A 20701-nucleotide genomic window follows, 5' to 3' on the forward strand; every position below is an offset into this window, starting at 1 on the left:
TCTTAAAAAATTTGAAACCTTTAAAATATGGATCTCTTTAATGAAATAAAGAAAAAGCTGAGCCACGAATTCATAGACATCATAGAGTGGTTGGATAACACCAATAATACCATTGTTCACCGTTTTGAACGTTACCAGAACGAGATAAAGAACAATGCAAAATTGATCGTTCGCGAGGGCCAGACAGCGGTCTTTGTGAACGAGGGGCAATTGGCGGATGTCTTCACCCCGGGAACCTATACTCTAAACACCCAGAACTTGCCCATACTTACCACCCTCAAGGGTTGGAAATATGGATTTGATAGTCCGTTCAAGGCCGAGGTATATTTTGTGAACACCCGCTTGTTCACGGATGAGAAATGGGGCACCAAAAATCCGTTTATGCTTAGCGATGAGCGATTCGGTCTTGTTGAGATTCGCGCTTTTGGGACCTATAGTTTTCGAATAAGCGACCCGGGCAAATTTGTAATCGATGTTGTGGGAACGGATGGCAATTTTACCAATTATGAGGTAAACGAACATCTGAAAAGTTTAATTGTAACACGTTTTACGGATACGGTGGGAGAAGCCAATCTTCCCGTGGAACTATATGCCGCGAACACAAGCGAGCTTTCAGAAACCTGTCAGGAGGTGATGCAACCGGAATTTCAACGTGTCGGCATTGAGTTGGAGCGGTTTTATATTGAAAACGTATCCATGCCCGAAGAACTTAAAAAGGAGATTTTTGAATACAGTCGTTTGGACAAATTGGACATGGCCAAGCTTTCCCAATTTAAGGCGGCGAAGGCCATGGAAGCTGCTGCCAAAAACGAGGGGGGCACTGCAGGGGCCGGTATGGGTATGGGAATGGGTTTTGTCCTTGCACAGCAAATGGGGAACATGATGAACCCACAGGCCGTACAACAACCTTTTGGCGGCCCAACTGTTCAGGGGGCACCCGTACCTCCGCCAATGCCTGCGCAAATACTTTATCACTATGCGGTAAATGGGCAACAAATGGGCCCTGTTTCTTTTGATAGATTAAAAGAGCTCTTTGCCGCTAGGGCTATTAATAGGGATTCCCTGATCTGGAAACCCGGAATGCAAGAATGGGCCGCTTTGAAGGATGTTGAGGAACTTAAAGGATTCTTGGGAGGTACTACTCCTCCACCTTTACCAACAGAATAAACCTTTTGTTGGGAATGACAAATCCCCTTCATGGAAGAAACCCAAAAATCGGAATTTAAAAAGGCCTGTGCCAATTGTGGTGCGGAGCTCAAGTTCAAGCCGGGATCACATCAATTGAAATGTGAGTATTGTGGTTATGAAGAATTCATAGAACAGGCCAAAAGCAGTTTTGAGGAACTGGAACTTCAACATTATCTCAAAGTCGTTGGGGAAAATGCCTATACGGAAACCATAGAACTGCTGCATTGCAAAAATTGCGGGGCCAACCAACATGTCGAGGAAAATTATAAATCCCTGGACTGCGTCTATTGTGGGGAACCTTTGATACGGGAGGATATCGAAAAAGAAGGGTGGATCTTGCCAGGGGCACTGGTACCTTTTCAATTGGACGCTATCAAAGCCCGGAAAATCTTTAAGAAGTGGGTAAATGCCCTTTGGTTTGCCCCAAATAAACTGAAGAGGGCCGCCCTAAATCCAGAGGGACTCCATGGACTTTATGTGCCCTATTGGACCTTTGATGCCGATCTTAATGCTTCTTATCAGGGACAACGAGGGGAATATTATTACGAGACCAGAAGGATACGCACCAAAAACGGGACACGTACCCAACGGGTAAGAAAGACACGATGGTCCCATGCATCGGGCAGCGTAAAAGGTTTTGTAGATGACATATTGATTAATGCCTCGCAGAAAAAAAGAAAGGACATACCATCTAAGGTTGCCTTTTGGAACCTTAAGGAGCTTACGACTTTCAATTCAAAATATTTATCGGGCTTTGTTACCGAAAAGTATACCGTTTCCTTAAAGGAAGGGCACCGTCGGTCTTTTCAAAAGGCCAAGGAGATTGCCTACAACTGGATTCGGAGGGACATTGGGGGAGATACGCAACGCATCCATCATGCGGACATAAAACTTTCCGAAGAAACCTTTAAGCACATTTTGCTCCCGGTCTACATCAGTTCCTATAGGTATAACGGTAAGGAATATCATTTCTATGTAAATGGGCAAACTGGAGTTTTAAGTGGGACCAGGCCGTATTCGTTTTGGAAAATTTTCTTTTTGGTGCTTTTTATCCTTGTCATCATAGCCATTATTGCGATTTTTGCACAATGAGTATAAAAAGAACGTTGGTCATCGGAGATGTACACTCGGGACTAAAGGCTTTGGAGCAGGTATTGAAGAGAGCGGCGGTAACTCCTGAGGATATATTGATTTTTTTGGGAGACTATGTAGATGGATGGAGTACGGCCGTTGAAACCGTGAATTTTTTGATACAGCTTTCAAAGACCCATGATTGCATCTTTTTAAGGGGTAACCATGACGAACTTTGCTATGATTGGCTTGTGGACGGGGGAGATAATCCACTTTGGTTGCAACACGGGGGAAGTGCCACAATGGAATCATATCAAAAAACGGATACCGAAACCAAAAATGTCCACATGCTATTCTATCAGGATTTGAAAAACTACCATCTGGACGAGGAAGAAAGACTGTTTTTGCATGCAGGGTTCACGAATCTAAGAGGTATTGAATACGAATATTTTAAACAAACCTTTTATTGGGACCGTACCTTATGGGAATTGGCCAGATCCCTTGATCCCAACCTTGCCAAGGATGACCCGGCCTATCCCAAACGATTGACCCATTACCGTGAGATATACATCGGTCACACCCCTATTTCCAAAGTCAAGGCCGTTGAGCCGCGGAGGGCCGCCAATGTTTGGAACATTGACACAGGAGCGGCATTTAAGGGCCCACTTACGGTATTGGATGTGGATACCAAGAGATTCTGGCAAAGCGATCCCGTGCATGAATTATATCCGGATGAGAACGGACGCAATTGAAAATCCCCCTTAAACGGCCTAGTTCCGTATTTTATAACGATCTTTACAAAAAAATAGAATATGCCTGAAAAGAATATTAGATTGGAGGTAATGCAGGCCATTGAACCACAGGTGGAGGGATTTATGGACTCTTTTTTGATTCCCATAGAAGAGATATGGCAACCTTCGGATTTTTTACCGGATTCCCAGAGCGAAAGTTTTTATGATGACATTGAACAGGTACGAGAAGAATCCAAGGAATTGGGGTATGATTTTTGGGTGACCATGGTGGCGGATACCATAACCGAGGAAGCTTTGCCCACTTATGAATCCTGGTTAATGGATGTTGAAGGTATAAATCAACACGTAGAAGGAGGAAGCGGGTGGTCCAAATGGGTAAGGGCGTGGACCGCTGAGGAAAACCGTCATGGGGATGTTTTGAACAAATACCTATACCTCTCGGGTAGGGTCAATATGCGGGAGGTAGAGATTACGACCCAACATTTGATCAATGATGGATTCGATATTGGCACAGACCGGGATCCTTACAAGAATTTCGTATATACCACCTTTCAAGAATTGGCCACCAATATTTCCCATAAAAGAGTGGGGCAACTGGCCAAGAAAAAAGGCAATGCACTGTTGGGGAAGATGTGTACGATAATAGCCGGGGATGAAATGCGGCACCATTTGGCCTATCGCGAGTTTGTAAAGACCATTTTTGGGGAGGATCCCAGCGGAATGATGTTGGCCTTTACGGATATGATGAAGAAGAAAATTGTAATGCCGGCCCATTTTTTGAGGGAATCCGGTGGGGTGATAGGCGAGGCTTTTGAAAACTTTTCGAACTGCGCCCAACGTTTAGGCGTCTACACTGCGTTAGACTACATTGAAATTCTTAAAAAACTGAATGCGTACTGGCAGATTGACACGGTACGGGGACTTTCCGATGATGCGCAACGCGCAAGGGATTATTTGATGAAGCTGCCCGAAAGATTACAGCGTATTCAGGAACGTATGAAATTTCCCGAGGATCAATACCGATTTAAGTGGGTAGAGGCCAATGGAACACTTTAAAAAAAATCCCGCTAGAGCGGGATTTTTTTGTGCTCTTTTTGGAAGTGACTATAGCTTTCCATGGTCATGTTCTTCCTGCCACTTAAATAGTTCCTTCCACTTGCCTTCGTATGCCATTTTCGCTTGCATGGGCCAAGAAGCAGGGTCGTGGACCTTGTAGCGTTCACCTCCGGTTTCGAGAATTTCCTTGCAACGGGCCACCGCCGTTTCGGATAGATCCTTCCAGGTCTTTATGCCGGCATCCTGGAACATTTGCTGTATTTTGGGGCCAATACCTTCTACTATCTTAAGATCATCCTGTTTAATTGTTTTTCCAAAAACGGCCTTTGCCTTTGCCGCATCAAAAGGAATTGGCGCAGGCGTAGTAGCTTCCTTTAATTTATTGTTACAATCCTCCAGATCGGCTTTTAACTTTGCGTTGTTTCCCTGCAAAGCTTGGATTTCCTTGGAATTATCTTTTCCCTTGCCAATGAGATAACCAAAAAAGGCACATAATATTCCCACAAGCAAAGGGATTAAAAAACACCAGATGTTCATAGTTGAAAAATCCATATTCCTAATAGTTTATAGTTAATGACTTAATTTACGGTAATTACCGCTTCATGGTTTTTACTTCTCCTTAAGGGAGGTGAGCGGTTATAGGGGGAGGACTAAATGCTTTGGAAGCGGTATCCCTTTTCAACCTTTACGGTTTTGTCTAAAATACAGGGCTGCATTCGCTACACAGCATCATAAAAAACCAAATGCCCGCTATAATGGTTATAATGATTCCAAGCAGGTTTGTAATTCTCCGTGTCATGGTCAATATTTATTTAAGTATTTGGACTACAATGTATTAAAAAAATCCTAAAAAATGTTAAAATGATATAGTAAATCCTAGAAATCGGTACGGTAAGGATTACAAAACATAGGCTTTTTGAATCAAGTCATACAGTTTTTATGACCACTTATAAAAAGTAGGATACCAGTTGCGAAAATATTTAGGAAATTGCAAAAAATATCAGCAATGCAACCCTACCTCTCCCAACAAGGTTCTGGCATTGGGGTAGGGTTTTAAGCATATTTTGAGTTAGTTAGTTTGGTTGGTTTTAAACCCGCTACGTTTCCATACTTGGATCTAGCGGGTTTACTATTTGTATACGAACCAAATCTTTCTTTTTCCCGAAATCGAAAATCTACCAACCTTAATGGATAATGTGAAGATTATACAGAAAGTTGGGTAGAAAGTACAATGCTATGTGGAATTTGGCTTTTTGGAACGTAATTTTAGAAACATCGAACAAATACGCCTCATGGATATGAAAACCGAGATTATAAAAGTAGTGACCTTTCTATGTATGTTCCTGGTCTTGGGTCTGCAGTCCTTATTACATGGAAGTTGGACCGTAAAGGAACCAAAACCGGTGGAAGCCAAAAACAAATAGGTAAATCCATCCTCGCCAATTAATAAGTTTGGCATGCTTGTTTGGTCAAAAACAGGTGTTTGAATTAGTTTTGTATGTGTCTCTAGGTCCGCTGACCCTTTGAGCCAGTCCGCCGATAGCGGATGAAGGAGCTAAGGGGTCAGCGGGCCTTTCTTTTTACAAATCGAATGGTATACCTTGTACTCCCGCTAACAATAGAGCAAGAGGATTGCACACTTTTATAGGTTAAATGTTATTCCTTGGGCCAACGGTAGTTGATCGGAGAAATTAATGGTATTTGTTTGCCTGCGCATATAGACTTTCCAGGCATCCGAACCACTTTCCCGGCCACCTCCGGTCTCTTTCTCACCTCCAAAAGCACCGCCGATCTCGGCGCCAGAGGTACCAATATTCACATTGGCAATACCACAATCGCTTCCCGCTGCGGAGAGAAACTTTTCGGCTTCCCGTAGATTGTTGGTCATTATTGCGGATGAAAGCCCCTGTACCACACCGTTCTGAATGGCTATGGCATTTTCCACATCCCCGGAATATTTTAGCAAATACAAAATTGGCGCAAAGGTCTCATGCTGAACGATTTCGAAATCATTCTTGGCCTCGGCAATGGCCGGTTTTACATAACAGCTACTTTCATACCCTTCGCCTTCGAGAACACCCCCGCTTACTATCAACTTTCCACCTTCCGCAACAACCTGCTCCAAGGCCTTTTGGTACATTTCCACTGCATCGGTATCGATCAATGGGCCCACGTGGTTATTCTGGTCCAAAGGATTTCCGATACGTAGTTGTTGGTAAGCATCCACTACCGCATTTTTTACTTGGTCATAAATTGATTCATGAACAATTAATCTTCGGGTAGAAGTACACCGTTGCCCACAGGTTCCTACGGCTCCAAATACCGCTCCGATGACGGTCATTTTTACATCGGCATCCGGTGTAACGATAATGGCATTGTTTCCTCCGAGTTCCAAGAGCGATTTTCCCAGCCTTGCCGCAACGGCTTGAGCCACGATCTTACCCATCCGAATGGATCCCGTAGCAGAAATCAAAGGGACTCTTTTATCGGTTGTGATGAACTCTCCTACTTTATAGTCCCCGTTGATCAAACAGGAAATCCCTTCAGGTAAATTATTCTCCCGGAGTACTTCTGCGATGATATTTTGACAGGCAACGCCACATAAAGGTGTTTTTTCGGAAGGCTTCCAAATGCATACATCCCCGCAGACCCAAGCCAAGGCCGTGTTCCAGGCCCAAACGGCGACGGGGAAATTAAAGGCGGAAATAATACCCACCACACCCAACGGATGGTATTGCTCATACATGCGATGCCCCGGACGTTCCGAATGCATGGTAAGGCCATGCAATTGTCTGGAAAGTCCAACCGCAAAATCGCAGATGTCTATCATTTCTTGGACCTCGCCCAGGCCTTCCTGATAGCTTTTACCCATTTCATAGGATACCAATTTTCCCAAGGGTTCTTTTAGTTGTCGTAGCTTTTCACCAAATTGGCGAACAATTTCCCCACGTTGCGGGGCCGGGGTTTGGCGCCAAGATGTAAAGGCTATTTCGGCAGTGTTTATGACTTTTTCATAATCCTCCTGGGTAGTGCTCGTTACACTTCCAATTAACATGCCATCGACGGGGGAATGGGATGCTATATTATCGCCCGAGCCGAAATTATCCGAACCGGTTGAGGTTCCCCTATTTATCTCCCGGATACCCAATTCGTCCAAGGCTTTTTGTATTCCAAAATCGGTTGCAACTACAGACATTTTTATAACTTTTTAAGAATGAATTGTTAGAATTTTGACAAAGCTACGAATATTAACCGTTTTCCTATCCTGGAAGGGACTAATGTTGTTAATCCCTTTTATTTTAATAGAATCAGAAGAATTGCTACCAAAGCTGGAAGCGCCTGTACGAAGAATATTTTCTTATCGGCTGTTAACGCGCCATAGATTCCAGCTATGGAAACACACCCGAGAAAAAATAGGGAAATATAATCTACCCAAATCCTATCTTCAATGAAGAACGTCCATACCAATCCGGCGGCCAAAAAGCCATTGTACAAACCTTGGTTTGCCGCCAAAGGTTTGGTAGGCTCAAAAAGTTCAGGGGGGAAATTGCGAAATATTTTTCGGCCCCTTGTGGTCCATGCGAACATCTCGAACCATAAAAAATAAAAATGAAGAAGGGCAACCAAACCGATCAATATTCTGGCCGCTATTTCCATAATCTAGTCTTTGGCGATAAATCGTTCATCTACGGGCATCACGGTTCCGCAATTGGAACAGGTACGTAATGCTGCGGAGCCATAAAAATATTTGAAATGGGCCAAAAAGTCCTTTTCGATATCCTTTAAGGTAAAATAGGCTTCATAGAGCTTGTGATTGCAATTGTCACAGAACCAAAGGAGTCCATCATCCACATTCATGTCGGCTCGTTTGCGTTCTACCACTAAGCCAATGGATCCTTTGTGCCGAACCGGGGAATGAGGTACTTTGGCAGGATGTAGATACATATCCCCGGGCCCCAATTTAAATGTCTTCTTCTTCCCGTCCTCCTGAATGTGTACTTCGATATTTCCCTCTAATTGATAAAAAAGCTCCTCGGTCTCATTGTAGTGATAATCCTTTCGGGCATTGGGACCGGCAACTATCATTACAATATAGTCTCCGGCGTCCTTATATAAATTTTTGTTGCCTACGGGAGGTTTTAGGGTATCTCTATTTTCCTCGATCCACTTGTTGAGGTTAAAAGGAGGTGGGATTGCCATAATTCTTTGTTGATAGTATATAGTTGTCCAATGGTTACCCGCGTATCGGCAACAAACAACCATCCACTGATTATATCAAATTTAAGAAAAGAAATTGGCTTTATCCGAAAGCTAGCGATAGAAGAGCTGGGTAAAATAAAAGTTACCGTTGGCATCTTTTTTTACACTTACGGCAGTATGCGTAAACTCGTCCTCCATGGTCTTTTTGTGACTGGTACTGTTCAACCATCCCTGGAATGCTTCCGAAGCGGTATCATAATCCTTGGCCACATTTTCACCTACGTATTCCGCATTGACCTCCGCGGCGATACCTGAGGCACGTGCACTGAAATTATCATGGCTCAAATCGCCCTGAGCTATCATATAATCATTATGCTCGTTGGCATATTCGTGTGCTATGGGACTATATTGTAGGGCAGAATAGCCCAAGGATATTCTATGATCGTTAACTACGCCCATGAGTTCCTGTTCCACCTCGACCGCATTTTCCGCTTCAGGAATATCGGGAATTTCGGCAGGGGTATAGGATTCTTTGGAACAGGCGGTAAGCCAAAATGCCAAGCACACCAAAAAAGCATAGCCAACCCCTCTGTTTGCAGAGTTTAACTTCAGTTTCATACAATGTTCTAAATTGTAAGTAGGTGTTCCCGCAAGTAGGTCTGGATCGGTAGGGGTCTTATTCCCGATAAAAAGCGGAAATAAAAGTTGAACGGGGAGAGATTCAACGGGATAATAATAGAGAAAATTATCCAAATCAACTTTCTAAAAGCTCTTTTTTCGATGAAAGGCACTTTTTAACCTACATCGGTAATTCTAGAGCCAGTTATCATTTTGGATAACGAAATTTGGGACATCAATGGAAAGTCATTGAATACCACCTGCTGTTGTTGTGGCTCGGGTTCACCCCCTGAATTTCCCTTTAAAACCTTTGAGAAGACAAAGGCCCCTATTTCCTTAATGGGTTCATAGAGTTTGGAACTTTCCAGGGTCTCGTTCTTAACGAAACCCGCGGAAGAATTTACCCGTTCAAAAAAAACAAGTAGCGCTCCAAGTATTACCGCAACCTTCAAAGCGCCAAAAATGGCACCTGCAATTTTATTCAGTAGACCCAACATGGCAAAATCCGCAATTTTGGTCAAGAACTTTCCCGCTATATGTACAATAAGCACAATAGCGAAAAAGGTAATTATAAAAGCGGCAATGTTGATATACCTTTCATTCCAGTCCATATTCTGTGAAAGGTAATCGCCGGCATAATAGGAGAAGTGAATGGCTCCAAAAATTCCGGCTACAAGGGCAATGATAGAGGCTATTTCCAGAAAAAGACCATTTTTAAGGCCTTTCCAAAGTCCCCATAGCAATAATAAGCCCAGAACAATATCCAAGAAATTCATACCGGAAATGTTTTGGCAAAAGTAACATTTTTGATTTGTACCTTTACCTCTCGGGTCTTAAAGAAACGAACAGGAGAAAGGTATGTCTAGGGATTTACAACTTAAGGAACGGTGGGACGTCTTGGTGGAGAAGCTTTCGGCTCAATTTTCAGACGGGGATCTTTTGGAACTGGACGCCATTATTTATTTGATCGGCGTCCAAGAGTTGGGACAATATCACAGGGCCTACAAAAAGGACGAAAAGCTTAATCTGATGCATATCGCTATCTGTCGGTTATTGGAACCCTATGGCTACTATGAATTCGATTTTTTTGATGAGGACGGCTGGCCCCATTATATCGTAAAGGAGACCTTACCCCCCTTGAAGGCCGGTGAGCAATCCGTACTGATGAAAGAGGCCATAGTCAATTATTTTGTGGAGAAATCCTATATAAATTAAGAAACCCTATATCCCAAATGGATTAACCACCCAATATAAAAAAAGGGAAATCCAAAAACATCATATTGAATGTCCAGAACCACTCCCTATTATGCCGTAATCTTTACTTCGACCCTTACCGATAACGATAATGGTTATTCAGAAATGGCCGAACAAATGGAGAACCTCGCTTCAAAGCAACCTGGATTTTTGGGATTTGAAAGTGCAAGGGGCGAAGTCGGGATTTCCGTGAGTTACTGGAAAACCTTGAAAGCCATCGCTGATTGGAAGGCCCAGGCCGATCATCAGTTCGCACAGGAAAAAGGAATCACGGATTGGTATGAATGGTACAAAATACGTATTTGTAGGGTAGAGCGGGAGTACGATTTCTTTAGGGGAACTTCTTCAAATACATAAATTTTAACCTTGGCGAAGGTTAGATCATGAAGGTAGGGATGCCTATGTATAAAGTTCCCCCTTACTATAACGATAGAGTATTTTTATCCCTTTGCCATTCCTTTTTAAACGAGTATATTTATATATCTTTGCTGTGCTACTTTATGCTACTTTTAAAAAGCATTAGGCAATAAAACAACACCATTATGGACTACATCATTTCGCTAGATCAAGGAACTACCAGTTCGCGTGCCCTGCTCGTTGATAGAGAAGGTAAAATAAGGGGCATGGTACAAAAGGAGTTCAAACAGATTTTTCCAAAATCGGGATGGGTGGAACATGATCCGATGGAAATTTTGGAATCCCAGATGGGCGTACTCAACGAATTGATACAAAAGGAAAATGTATCCGCATCGGATATCAGGGCCATAGGGATTACCAATCAGCGGGAGACAACCATGGTCTGGGACCGGAATACCGGGGAACCGATATATAATGCCATTGTTTGGCAAGACAAGCGAACTGCGGATATTTGCGAGGGTTTAAAAAATGATGGTTACACCGAACACGTCCGAAAGACCACAGGTTTGGTCATCGACTCCTATTTTTCCGGAACCAAGGTCAAATGGATTTTGGATAATGTTACCGGTGCCAAGGTTAAAGCCGAGAACGGCGACTTGCTCATGGGTACCGTGGACACCTGGCTAATTTGGAATATGACGGATAAAAAAAATCATGTTACGGATTATACCAATGCCTCCAGAACCATGATCTATGACATCGTGAATTTAAAATGGGACGATAAATTATTGAATGCCCTGGGGATTCCAAGAACAATGTTACCCGATGTAAGGCCATCGGCGCACCACTTCGGGGATTATGAAATTGACGGGGTACAAATTCCTATCGCAGGAATCGCGGGAGATCAACAGGCCGCACTTTTTGGCCAGGGCTGTTTTAAAAAAGGAACCGCAAAAAACACGTACGGTACAGGTTGTTTTATGTTGATGAACACTGGGGAAAAACCTCAATTTTCCAAGAACGGACTTTTGACCACAATCGCCTATGGATTGGATGGCAAGGTAAACTACGCCTTGGAAGGAAGTATTTTTATTGCAGGTGCGGCTATACAATGGCTGCGGGATGGATTGGAACTGATCAAGGATGCCAGGGAGACCGAAGCTTTGGCGAATTCCATTGAAGGAGAAAGCTCGGTTTATGTGGTACCTGCCTTTGCCGGCCTCGGCGCACCCTATTGGGACATGTACGCCCGTGGTGCCATATTTGGATTGACCCGCGATACCGGAAAGGCCCATTTAGCGAAAGCCACCTTGGAATCTTTGGCCTATCAAACCAAGGATATCCTAAAGGCCATGGAGGATGATTCCGGAATTCAATTGGAAAACCTTAGGGTAGATGGCGGGGCCTGTGCCAACAACTATCTGATGCAATTCCAGGCCGATATTTTGGATACCGAGGTACACCGTCCGGAAGTTATTGAGTCCACCGCTATGGGTGCCGCATTTTTGGCAGGGATTCATGTAGGGCTCTGGACACAGGAAGATGTTGATCAAAATCGACCTATGGACCGTATTTTTCAGCCCACTTTTGATCGCGTAAAGCGAAAGCGACTGTATAAAAATTGGCAAAAGGCCGTAGATTGTACCAAGGGTTGGGAAGGGCAATGAACATCTCCGGATTTATCTTTTCAAAAAACGGGAGCCCCAAAGACGAAGCAGCACTTTAGGGCCCTACTTGGTTAGGAATAAAGGATTATTAAAAAATACTGAAACAAGTTCAACATGAACATAAAATTCTCAAATCTAGATAGAACAAAAACCGTTGGAAACCTATCCAAGGGCGAATTTGACCTGATTGTTATCGGAGGAGGCATTACGGGAGGGGGCATTGCATTGGATGCAGCTTCACGGGGGTTGAAGGTCGCCTTGGTGGAAAAAGGGGATTTTGCCTCCGGCACCAGTAGCAAATCCACAAAACTGATCCACGGTGGTTTGCGCTATTTAAAGCAATTCGATTTTTGGCTGGTAAAGGAAGTAGGTTCGGAGCGGGCCATCGTACATAAATTGGCCCCGCATTTGGTACTTCCGGAGAAGATGTTATTACCCTTGATCGAAAATGGATCCTATGGGAAATGGTTGACTTCCATCGGATTAAAGGTCTACGATATTCTGGCACAGGTCTCTGGGGATGACAAACGGAAGATGCTCGAGAAAAAGGAAGCCCTAAAACTGGAGCCGTTATTACCCAAAAAGATACTGAATGGGGCCGGCTATTATGCCGAGTATAGAACCGATGATGCGCGTCTTACCATTGAGAACATAAAGACCAGTCTTCAATTTGGCGCACTAGCCTTGAACTATGCCAAAGTTGTTGACTTTCTCTATTCCGATGATCAGGTAGCAGGGGTAAAAATTGAGGATGGGATTTCCGGAAAGGAATTCGATATCAGATCAAAATATGTAATCAATGCCGCAGGCCCTTGGGTCGATGAACTTCGCGGGATGAACAACTCCAAGAAGGGAAAACAGTTGCACTTGACCAAAGGTGTTCATCTGGTATTTCCCCATGAGAAACTTCCCGTAAAGCAATCCGTTTATTTTGATATCCCGGATGGGCGTATGATGTTTGCCATCCCCCGTGGAAAAATTACCTATATCGGAACAACGGATACCAACTTCAATAAGGACAAGGATAACGTTCGGACGGATTTGGCCGATGCCATTTATTTAATATCGGCGGTCAATAATATGTTCCCAAGCATTAATTTGGAAATGGACGATATTATCTCCTCTTGGGCCGGGTTGCGTCCTTTGATCCATGAAGAAGGTAAATCGGCTTCCGAACTTTCAAGAAAGGATGAGATATTTACCTCGGATACCGGTCTCATCAGTATCGCTGGGGGAAAGTTGACGGGATACCGAAAAATGGCCGAACGTGTGGTTAATCGTATCGCCAAAAAACTGGAGGAGGATCACGATACCGAAGTCGAGGAATGTACCACGGATACTATTCCCCTATGTGGTAATGTGGGCTTTAAAAAGTTCAAACATGTGAAGCGGTATATTTCTGAGATTTATGAACGTATAAAAGAGGATGGGTTTACAGCTTACGATGCTTGGTTCCTGGTGACCAACTATGGGAAACAGACCGAAACTATTTTAGATACCTATGCCGAACTAAAGGATAAGGACAATACAGTAAAAATGATCAAGGCTGAACTCCGATTTGGCATTCATTACGAAATGGTCCAAAATCCCATGGACTTTTTCATCCGCAGGACGGGTAGGTTGTATTTTGACATTGATGGGGTACGTAATCTTATGGAACCCGTATTGGATGAGTTCAAGTCAATTTATAAGGTTGATGATTCCCAAATCCTGGCATGGAAGGAGGAGCTTTTGCATGAAATTGAAGAGCATTCAAATTTTAGCTTGGAGCGGGTCTAAGGTTGTAAACCTGCCATTTCCCGTGCCCATTCTATGATAGCGAGAATAGTCCCTTCATCCCATTTTCCTTCCTTGCCTTCAAAGGAGTCCTTTGCCGTTTCGTGAATGGTGTTCCAATGATCTAATCCGGGATACTCCAACAATTCATGATCGGAATGCCCATTTCTTTTTAAGACCTCCAATATCATTTGATTGTCAAAGGCGGACATGATCCAATCATTGGTTCCTCTCAATATTCGTACGGGAACCTTAAGTTTTTCCCATTGACCGGCCAAGTTGAAATCCTGTAATTGTTGATAGTAGCGTACCGGTCTCCCGTACATATGGGCCGGACCGTGGTAATTGTATTTGGCCAAGGCCGGATATGCATTGACCACTTCTTGATACGTCTTCTTTTCAATGAGCATCCCATAATATAGAGGAATGAAATAGTTGTTCATTTTTTCCACAATTTCTGCTTCCGAATTCCCTTGAAACTGTAGAATCCGACGTTCAATTTCAAGCATATGCTCATACCATGTCTTAAAGAAGGTCCCATCTGAAATTACTCCGGCCAGATTAAATTCATTGGCCAATAACGGGGCGAGCGCACTTCCCATACTGGAACCATAAACCACAATTTTATCAGGGTCTACGTAGGACTTTGATTTTAAGCTTTGGATGGCTGCCCGGTACCCCGCGAGATCCATAAGAAAATCGGATTGACCACAATCCCCATCGCTATCTCCAACACCCGGTTTTTCTATACGCATGACCACCATTCCTGATTTTTCCACTAAATCGGTGATGGTCTGTACCCAGTTTCCTTTTCGCCCTGGATACGTTTCAATGCTGGAGCAACTAAGACCTCCGATCAATACTATGGCGGGCTGTTTTCCTTTCTTCCGCGGTTTTGTAATTATGGTTCTTTGGGTTGTCCCATAGGTACTGGTAACCTCTTCATAGAAGGTCTCCAAATTCTTGTGGGATTCCATTTCAAGCGGTTCAAAACGAACTTCTTTCTTGAATAGCGAACCGTTTCTTATAGCTTCTATGGTTATGGGTATATCTCCTCTTAGTCCATAGAAAATGTCGCTCCAGATTTCCTGGTCCAAAATGGAAACTCCATTTACTCGGATAAGTCGATCTTCCGGTAAAAACCCTTCCTTTTCCAATGGGCTATTTTTTTGAAGGGATTGTATTGTTGCCCCTGGCCCTGCATCCGATGGAGCTATCCTTGCTTGCCATAATGCCCTTCTACCCAAATTTTGTGCATTTAACAGACAAGCGGTCAACAAAAAAACAATAAGAATCGGCCCAGCGCTTTTAACTTCTATTTTCATAGCAATACAATTTTTTGGTTTCCTTAAAATTAGATTCCCTAACTTTAAGATTCCGACGAATTATATGGTTCCCTGTTCTTTTTATGTAAAAAGAGACCTACACATGATTTTAATTTTTTAGGAAGATGAAAAGTGCTCATGATTTTTACCTGTTCAACTCCAGGATAGCCACACATGTACTATTCTGGATAGGATATTATACCCTGTTCGGACTACTTTGGGCAGGCCAGGAAGGCTATATGGCTTCATTTTATTTGGAATTTGTTTTGCTGCCCATTCGTATTTTGGCGGTATACGCTACCCTTTACTTTTTGCTGCCTAAATTCCTTTTAAAACGTAGGTATGTTCAGTTTTTAGTGGGATATGCGATTATGCTGGTGTCCACCGGAATACTTCAAAGGGTGTTTATTCACCTTTTCTATGAAGAGCTCTTACTCAATGATTTCAGTACAGGTTTATTTAGCATCCGAATGTTGGTACGGGCCATGGTGTTGATCAATACAACGGTTTTGTTGATTCTAGGGATAAAGCTTTTTCAGTTGTGGGTCATAGAGCGGGAAAAGAATGAGAAGGAAAATGAAAAAATCTTGGAGTTAAAGGCGAACCGAAGGATTCATCGAGTGTCCACAAATAATATCGTATATATAGAAGGCCTGGGGAATTATGTAACCTACCATCTTTTGGACAACTCCAAGATAACGGTCTATGGGAGTATAAAAAATACACTATCTGCCCTTCCCGGAAACTTTAGAAGGATACATCGATCTTACATCGTAAACAAGGATTATATAAAATCCTATGACCTAAATTCGGTAGAGGTTCAAAATCAGTTTATTCCTCGGGGAAGCAGTGCCAAAGATGATTTGCTTCTAGGGTAAGCTATATTGGAATTAATTTAATTTATGTGTCAGGGCCTTAAAGGATTTTTGCGGATTTTTCCCATTGTAAAGCACTTCATAAACCGTATCGATAATCGGGGTCTTCACCTTTTTTTTGAGTTTTGATTTTATCTTGTAGGTACTTTTGGTCGCATAATATCCTTCAGCTACCATATTCATCTCCATCATGGCACTTTTTACGGTATAGCCCTTGCCGATCATATTGCCGAACATGCGATTGCGACTAAAAACAGAATAGCCCGTAACCAGGAGATCCCCTAAATAGGCCGATTCGTTAATGTTACGATCAATATTGTGGATACGTTTTGTAAAACGCTTCATCTCCCGTATGGCATTGCTCATAAGGACACTCTGAAAGTTATCCCCATAGCCCAGCCCATGTGCTATTCCAGCCGCCACGGCATAAATATTCTTAAGCATGGCAGCATATTCCGTACCTATGATGTCCTTGGTAATCTTGGTTTTAATATAATGGCTACTGAGATTTTTCGCCATCAATTTGGCTTTCTTCCCGTCCGCACAGGCAATGGTCAAATAAGAAAGTCGCTCCAAAGCCACTTCTTCCGCATGGCAGGGTCCGGTAATGACCCCTATATTCTCAAATGGGATATTGTATTTTTCGTGAAAGTGCTCCCCAACGATCAATCCGGTTTCGGGAACGATACCTTTTATGGCCGAAAAAATGATTTTGTCTTCAAGTGGAAGAGTCGACTTCTGCAGTTCACTTTCCAAAAACGCCGATGGAATGGCGAAGATCAACACATCGGCATCGGATATCGCCGTATCGATGGTATTGGTCAATCGAAGCTTGCCCAAGTCCAATTCTACCGAGGAAAGGTAATTGGGGTTGTGCCCTTGGATCTTGATATATCCGATCGCATCCGGGTTTCGCATGTACCAGATAACATTGTCCATGTTTTCGGTAAGCATTTTTATGAGGGCCGTGGCCCAACTTCCTCCACCGAGTACAGCGAATTTCAGGTCTTTATCCATGTATCTTTTTTGGACCAAGTAGGTTTTTCATTTACAGGCCAAAAATACCTAAAATAAAAGCCTTGGCCTTAAGCATTGATTATCAAATGGTTAAAAAATTTGGCATGGTGGTTGTCTTATACCAATCAAATTATAAAACCACGGGTTATGAGGGCAAAACTACTTTTTGGGATGGTTCTACTGGGAACTTTAATGACTTCCTGTTATACAGAAGTAATCGTAGAAGATGAATTTATTGAGGATTCCGCTTTTAATACCGATTTGGTATTACAGTCCTATGACCTTTGGTATGTGGATATCAACCAAACCCGGGGTAATGGTGAGGTTCCCTTCCTACAACGGGCCTTTACCATTTCCTTTGATGATGGGGTGGTGTATGCCAACAACAATATTGTGGGCATAGGTAAGACGGGAAATGGCCTGGGAATAGACGTTGGGTATTATTCCACTTTGCGGGGCGCGGTGGAAATTGACCATGATGTGGATGGTCCTTGGCTTTTGGAAGTCTTTGCGGTTAACGGAAATGCCATTGAACTATACGATGGTCGTTCCAATACCTCCTATGTCCTAAGGGGATACCAGCGAAACAATTTTGACTATGACTTGGTCTTTTATGACAACATCAACTACTTAATACAGGAGTACGATGCTTGGGAAAAAGTCTATACCAGCGAGGAAGGGGCCATCAATGATTTTGATAATGAAAACTTTTTACAGTTTCTCCCGAACTTCTTTCGGTCTTCAATTGATGCTGTAGGAACACCGATTTCAAATATTCAATGGGATTTTGAGGGCGATTATCAGGTTTATGACGTAGAAAACGATGAAACGCTCAAAACTTTAACACTCGCTTATGACTTCATGGGCAATGATTACTTTGAGCTATACGTTATCAATGATAGTACAATTGAATTGTATCACCCCAATAGCGGAACAGTATACGAGTTTCGTGGTAGAGGATACCAGCAGTACCTAAAATCTGCTAAGGGCTCAGTGGCCAAAAAGAGAACAAAGACTTCAAATCCTATTATGAAGGTAGAACGCAAAAGAAATAGATAAAGATTTTTTGGTTGGTTATTTAGTTAGGAATCGCTCCGGTCCCATTATGTGGATTTGGAGCGGTTTTTTTAGTGAAATGTCCGTATTGCAAATAACAAAAGGGAAATGGCCTTCCGGGTTTCAATTAGCGGGATAGCATCACATGCCTTCGTTTAAATTCCGAGGGATTTTCCTGGGTGACCTTTTTAAAAATGCGATTAAAATAGGAAAGGCTTTCAAACCCGCATTCATAGCAGGTCTCGCTAATGTTTTTCCCGAGGAGCAGTAACCGCTTTGCCTGACTGATGCGATACTGGTTTAAAAAATTGGTAAAGGTGGTTCCCGTGGTTTTCTTGAAATAACGGCAAAAGGCCGGTTTGCTTAAATTGCAAAGAGCGGCAACTTCTTCTAACGGTATTTTGTTTTGATAACGTTCATCGATCAAGGCGTAGATTTCCCGAATCCGCGCCTGTTCCTTATGACTATACCGGTTAACAAAGGGTTTGCTATGGAGCAATTCAAATTCCTTACTTCCTGCCAAGAACCTCAAAATGGAAAGGATCTCCATAAAAAACTCGAAGGAGGTCAACATATGAAGTTTCTTCATCCGTTTACCGACCTCCGTCTTAGTAGCACCGGTAAAGGCCAATCCATACTTGGAAAGTTCCATAAGGCGATCCAAGGATTGCAGCTCAGGCATTTGCGCGATAATCGACTGCTTAAATGTGGGTTTTATATGTAATACCTCCTTTCTATAAGAAGTAGTGACCCCGTGGTCAAAATTAAGATGGGGAATATTGGAACCGATTAAAACCAAATCACTATCCGTAAACTGGGAAATATGATCACCAACGTGCCGTGTGGCGCTTGCCCCTTCAATATAAACCAGTTCAAACTCGGGATGAAAATGCCAATAAAAAAGATGGTTCAACTTGGGATCATGTAAAAGCCGAAACGGACTTTTGGAGTCCGAATGAATATTTTCCAGCTGGATTTTCATCCTTAAATATAACAAAATTGCCATATAGAAATGATTTTATAGAGTAAAATATCAATATAGTTCAAATAATGGTCAATATGAAGGTGGATTTTCGAAATGAACCGAAGTAGTTTTACCCTATCAATTCTATTACATCACTAAACATTCATATCATGCAACAGACAAAAACAAAGTTGGAAATGGCCAACAAGGCCCATGAAGAAATTCCGGGGAATCCATCTACGGCTACCAGTAGTAAAATCAATTTGAACGACAGATCAAATGGGAAACCTTTACGTGTTTTGAGCGAAGAGGATTGGCAGTTCTGGATACACAATGGTTATATCGTCATCAAAAATGCGATTCCCAGGGAACAGGCTAAAGCTACGGCCGACTTCATTTGGGAATTCGATGAAAAAGATCCAAATGACCCTGAGACTTGGTATGCTCCTGCTAGGGCCGAAATGCAAATGAAGGAATTGACCGGCACAGGGATGGTAGAAGTTTATAACCATCAACACCTATGGAACAATCGCCAGGCCCGACGGGTCTATGATGCCTTTGTAGATGTTTGGGGAACGGAAAAACTTTGGGTAACCATAGATCGGGCCAATCTCAATTTTCCCTTACCACCTGGAGTAGACAAAAAAGGCTTCATCCATTGGGATTACGACCCTGAGACCAGACCCCAGAACGTTCAAGGGGTATTGGCCTTGGCCGATCAAACGGACGAAAATATGGGAGGTTTTCAATGTATCCCCTGGCTCTATAGAAATTACGATAGCTGGAAGCTTACGCAGCCAGAGGACAGGGACAGGTTTCAACCGGATATCTCTGATTTAGAAGATAAGATCGTTAAGGTAAAAATGGAAGCGGGTGATTTATTGATCTTCAATAGTACGGAACCCCATGGCATACGACCCAATAAGTCAAAGGACAAAGTACGTATCGCCCAATATATTTCCATGATGCCGGCAGAAGAAGATAATACGGAACTACGGGACTGGCGCGTCAATTCTTGGAAAAACAGGGTTGCCCCTGAAGGATATGCATTTCCGGGGGATCCAAGAAATTGGGAGCAAACCAGATATGAAACCGCTAAATTATCATCACTCGGAGAGCGGTTGTTGGGACTTAAAACTTGGTAATCCCTTATTTTGGATTACTCTAACTTGCCTTTGTAAAAAGGTTGAAATGGATGGATCTCAACTTGGAATAGATTATTCTTTATGGCGATATCCTCCAAGAGCAAATTTTTGGCTTCGGCCAAATTTTTGCTTTTTAGGATAAGCATACCGGTATCACTATACCGGGCTCCTATAACAATAATGCTATCCGACCTTAATTTGGAAAGATGGGCCGAGTGTTCCTTAAAATGGGTCTGTTCCCCAGGCGATTTATTGGAATCCCAACGTTCCCCCACGGTATATAGTGCCACAAAGTAATTGTCTTCCTTCTCCTGTGAATAGTTTAGAAACGGAAAGACCAATACCGACAGAATAATGAAAGCCTTTTTCATGATAGTGGA

At 42.9% G+C, this 20701-nt stretch carries 22 protein-coding genes; 12 read left to right on the top strand and 10 right to left on the bottom strand.

Going from position 1 to position 20701, the window contains the following annotated elements; translation table 11 throughout:
* The first annotated feature begins 27 nt into the window (after positions 1-27).
* From ACO06Y_RS06590 to ACO06Y_RS06605, 4 genes are read left to right on the top strand one after another with little or no spacing between them, the layout of a single operon-like run.
* The gene (locus ACO06Y_RS06590; RefSeq protein ID WP_422083037.1) at positions 28-1167 is read left to right on the top strand and encodes an SPFH domain-containing protein; all 1140 of its coding nucleotides are present in this window, start codon (positions 28-30) and stop codon (positions 1165-1167) included.
* Between the two features lie 30 nt (positions 1168-1197).
* Entirely contained in the window at positions 1198-2280 is a 1083-nt protein-coding gene (locus tag ACO06Y_RS06595) for a DNA helicase PriA (RefSeq protein ID WP_422083038.1), read from the top strand.
* On the top strand, positions 2277-3011 hold the full coding sequence (locus ACO06Y_RS06600) for a metallophosphoesterase (protein ID WP_422083039.1): 735 nt from the start codon (positions 2277-2279) through the stop codon (positions 3009-3011). Before ACO06Y_RS06595 ends, ACO06Y_RS06600 begins: the two co-directional genes overlap by 4 nt.
* 60 nt (positions 3012-3071) lie before the next feature.
* A complete protein-coding gene (locus ACO06Y_RS06605) occupies positions 3072-4067 on the top strand; it encodes an acyl-ACP desaturase (protein ID WP_422083040.1) in 996 nt (331 codons plus the stop codon).
* A gap of 48 nt (positions 4068-4115) precedes the next feature.
* Here the strand turns inward: ACO06Y_RS06605 and ACO06Y_RS06610 are convergent, their stop codons facing one another.
* Positions 4116-4571, bottom strand: coding sequence for a hypothetical protein (locus ACO06Y_RS06610; protein WP_422083041.1), 456 nt, complete (start codon positions 4569-4571; stop codon positions 4116-4118).
* Positions 4572-5365: 794 nt separating this feature from the next.
* Between ACO06Y_RS06610 and ACO06Y_RS06615 the strand changes: the two genes are divergently transcribed.
* The gene (locus ACO06Y_RS06615) at positions 5366-5491 is read left to right on the top strand and encodes a hypothetical protein (protein WP_422083042.1); all 126 of its coding nucleotides are present in this window, start codon (positions 5366-5368) and stop codon (positions 5489-5491) included.
* Positions 5492-5709: 218 nt separating this feature from the next.
* Here the strand turns inward: ACO06Y_RS06615 and ACO06Y_RS06620 are convergent, their stop codons facing one another.
* The 5 genes from ACO06Y_RS06620 to ACO06Y_RS06640 form a co-directional block, all read right to left on the bottom strand.
* Positions 5710-7263, bottom strand: a complete 1554-nt coding sequence (locus ACO06Y_RS06620; protein ID WP_422083043.1) for an aldehyde dehydrogenase family protein — start codon at positions 7261-7263, stop codon at positions 5710-5712.
* A gap of 98 nt (positions 7264-7361) precedes the next feature.
* Positions 7362-7724 (bottom strand): DUF1304 domain-containing protein, encoded by a 363-nt coding sequence (locus ACO06Y_RS06625; RefSeq protein ID WP_422083044.1) that lies wholly within the window; start codon positions 7722-7724, stop codon positions 7362-7364.
* A gap of 3 nt (positions 7725-7727) precedes the next feature.
* Complete coding sequence (locus ACO06Y_RS06630; RefSeq protein ID WP_422083045.1) at positions 7728-8267, bottom strand: 3-hydroxyanthranilate 3,4-dioxygenase; 540 nt, start codon at positions 8265-8267, stop codon at positions 7728-7730.
* A gap of 111 nt (positions 8268-8378) precedes the next feature.
* Positions 8379-8885 (bottom strand): CAP domain-containing protein, encoded by a 507-nt coding sequence (locus ACO06Y_RS06635; RefSeq protein ID WP_422083046.1) that lies wholly within the window; start codon positions 8883-8885, stop codon positions 8379-8381.
* A gap of 176 nt (positions 8886-9061) precedes the next feature.
* Positions 9062-9661: a CvpA family protein gene (locus ACO06Y_RS06640; protein WP_422083047.1), complete on the bottom strand. Its 600-nt coding sequence runs from the start codon at positions 9659-9661 to the stop codon at positions 9062-9064.
* Between the two features lie 82 nt (positions 9662-9743).
* Between ACO06Y_RS06640 and ACO06Y_RS06645 the strand changes: the two genes are divergently transcribed.
* From ACO06Y_RS06645 to ACO06Y_RS06660, 4 genes are all read left to right on the top strand, one after another.
* Positions 9744-10100 (top strand): hypothetical protein, encoded by a 357-nt coding sequence (locus ACO06Y_RS06645; RefSeq protein WP_422083048.1) that lies wholly within the window; start codon positions 9744-9746, stop codon positions 10098-10100.
* A gap of 69 nt (positions 10101-10169) precedes the next feature.
* A complete protein-coding gene (locus ACO06Y_RS06650) occupies positions 10170-10496 on the top strand; it encodes an antibiotic biosynthesis monooxygenase family protein (protein WP_422083049.1) in 327 nt (108 codons plus the stop codon).
* 182 nt (positions 10497-10678) lie between these two features.
* Positions 10679-12163 carry a glycerol kinase GlpK gene (gene glpK, locus ACO06Y_RS06655; protein ID WP_422084244.1) on the top strand — a complete coding sequence of 495 codons (1485 nt, stop codon included), beginning with the start codon at positions 10679-10681 and terminating at the stop codon, positions 12161-12163.
* A gap of 114 nt (positions 12164-12277) precedes the next feature.
* Positions 12278-13942 carry a glycerol-3-phosphate dehydrogenase/oxidase gene (locus ACO06Y_RS06660; RefSeq protein WP_422083050.1) on the top strand — a complete coding sequence of 555 codons (1665 nt, stop codon included), beginning with the start codon at positions 12278-12280 and terminating at the stop codon, positions 13940-13942.
* On the opposite strand, the gene ACO06Y_RS06665 is transcribed toward ACO06Y_RS06660, so the two are convergent.
* Positions 13939-15264, bottom strand: coding sequence for an alpha/beta fold hydrolase (locus ACO06Y_RS06665; protein WP_422083051.1), 1326 nt, complete (start codon positions 15262-15264; stop codon positions 13939-13941). The genes ACO06Y_RS06660 and ACO06Y_RS06665 overlap by 4 nt on opposite strands.
* 125 nt (positions 15265-15389) lie before the next feature.
* On the opposite strand from ACO06Y_RS06665, the gene ACO06Y_RS06670 reads away from it, so the two are divergent.
* Positions 15390-16142: a LytR/AlgR family response regulator transcription factor gene (locus ACO06Y_RS06670; RefSeq protein WP_422083052.1), complete on the top strand. Its 753-nt coding sequence runs from the start codon at positions 15390-15392 to the stop codon at positions 16140-16142.
* Positions 16143-16154: 12 nt separating this feature from the next.
* Here ACO06Y_RS06670 and ACO06Y_RS06675 read toward each other — a convergent pair whose 3' ends face one another.
* Positions 16155-17156 carry an NAD(P)H-dependent glycerol-3-phosphate dehydrogenase gene (locus tag ACO06Y_RS06675; protein WP_422083053.1) on the bottom strand — a complete coding sequence of 334 codons (1002 nt, stop codon included), beginning with the start codon at positions 17154-17156 and terminating at the stop codon, positions 16155-16157.
* Positions 17157-17303: 147 nt separating this feature from the next.
* Here ACO06Y_RS06675 and ACO06Y_RS06680 point away from each other — a divergent pair, with 147 nt between their 5' ends.
* Entirely contained in the window at positions 17304-18215 is a 912-nt protein-coding gene (locus tag ACO06Y_RS06680; RefSeq protein ID WP_422083054.1) for a nicotinic acid mononucleotide adenyltransferase, read from the top strand.
* A gap of 124 nt (positions 18216-18339) precedes the next feature.
* Here ACO06Y_RS06680 and ACO06Y_RS06685 read toward each other — a convergent pair whose 3' ends face one another.
* Positions 18340-19218 (bottom strand): AraC family transcriptional regulator, encoded by an 879-nt coding sequence (locus ACO06Y_RS06685; protein WP_422083055.1) that lies wholly within the window; start codon positions 19216-19218, stop codon positions 18340-18342.
* A 128-nt stretch (positions 19219-19346) separates the two neighbouring features.
* Between ACO06Y_RS06685 and ACO06Y_RS06690 the strand changes: the two genes are divergently transcribed.
* On the top strand, positions 19347-20321 hold the full coding sequence (locus ACO06Y_RS06690; protein ID WP_422083056.1) for a phytanoyl-CoA dioxygenase family protein: 975 nt from the start codon (positions 19347-19349) through the stop codon (positions 20319-20321).
* Between the two features lie 14 nt (positions 20322-20335).
* Here the strand turns inward: ACO06Y_RS06690 and ACO06Y_RS06695 are convergent, their stop codons facing one another.
* Entirely contained in the window at positions 20336-20692 is a 357-nt protein-coding gene (locus tag ACO06Y_RS06695) for a YciI family protein (RefSeq protein WP_422083057.1), read from the bottom strand.
* Between the last annotated feature and the right edge of the window lie 9 nt (positions 20693-20701).

The organism is Ulvibacterium sp., from assembly GCF_965228935.1.
Lineage (GTDB): Bacteria > Bacteroidota > Bacteroidia > Flavobacteriales > Flavobacteriaceae > Ulvibacterium.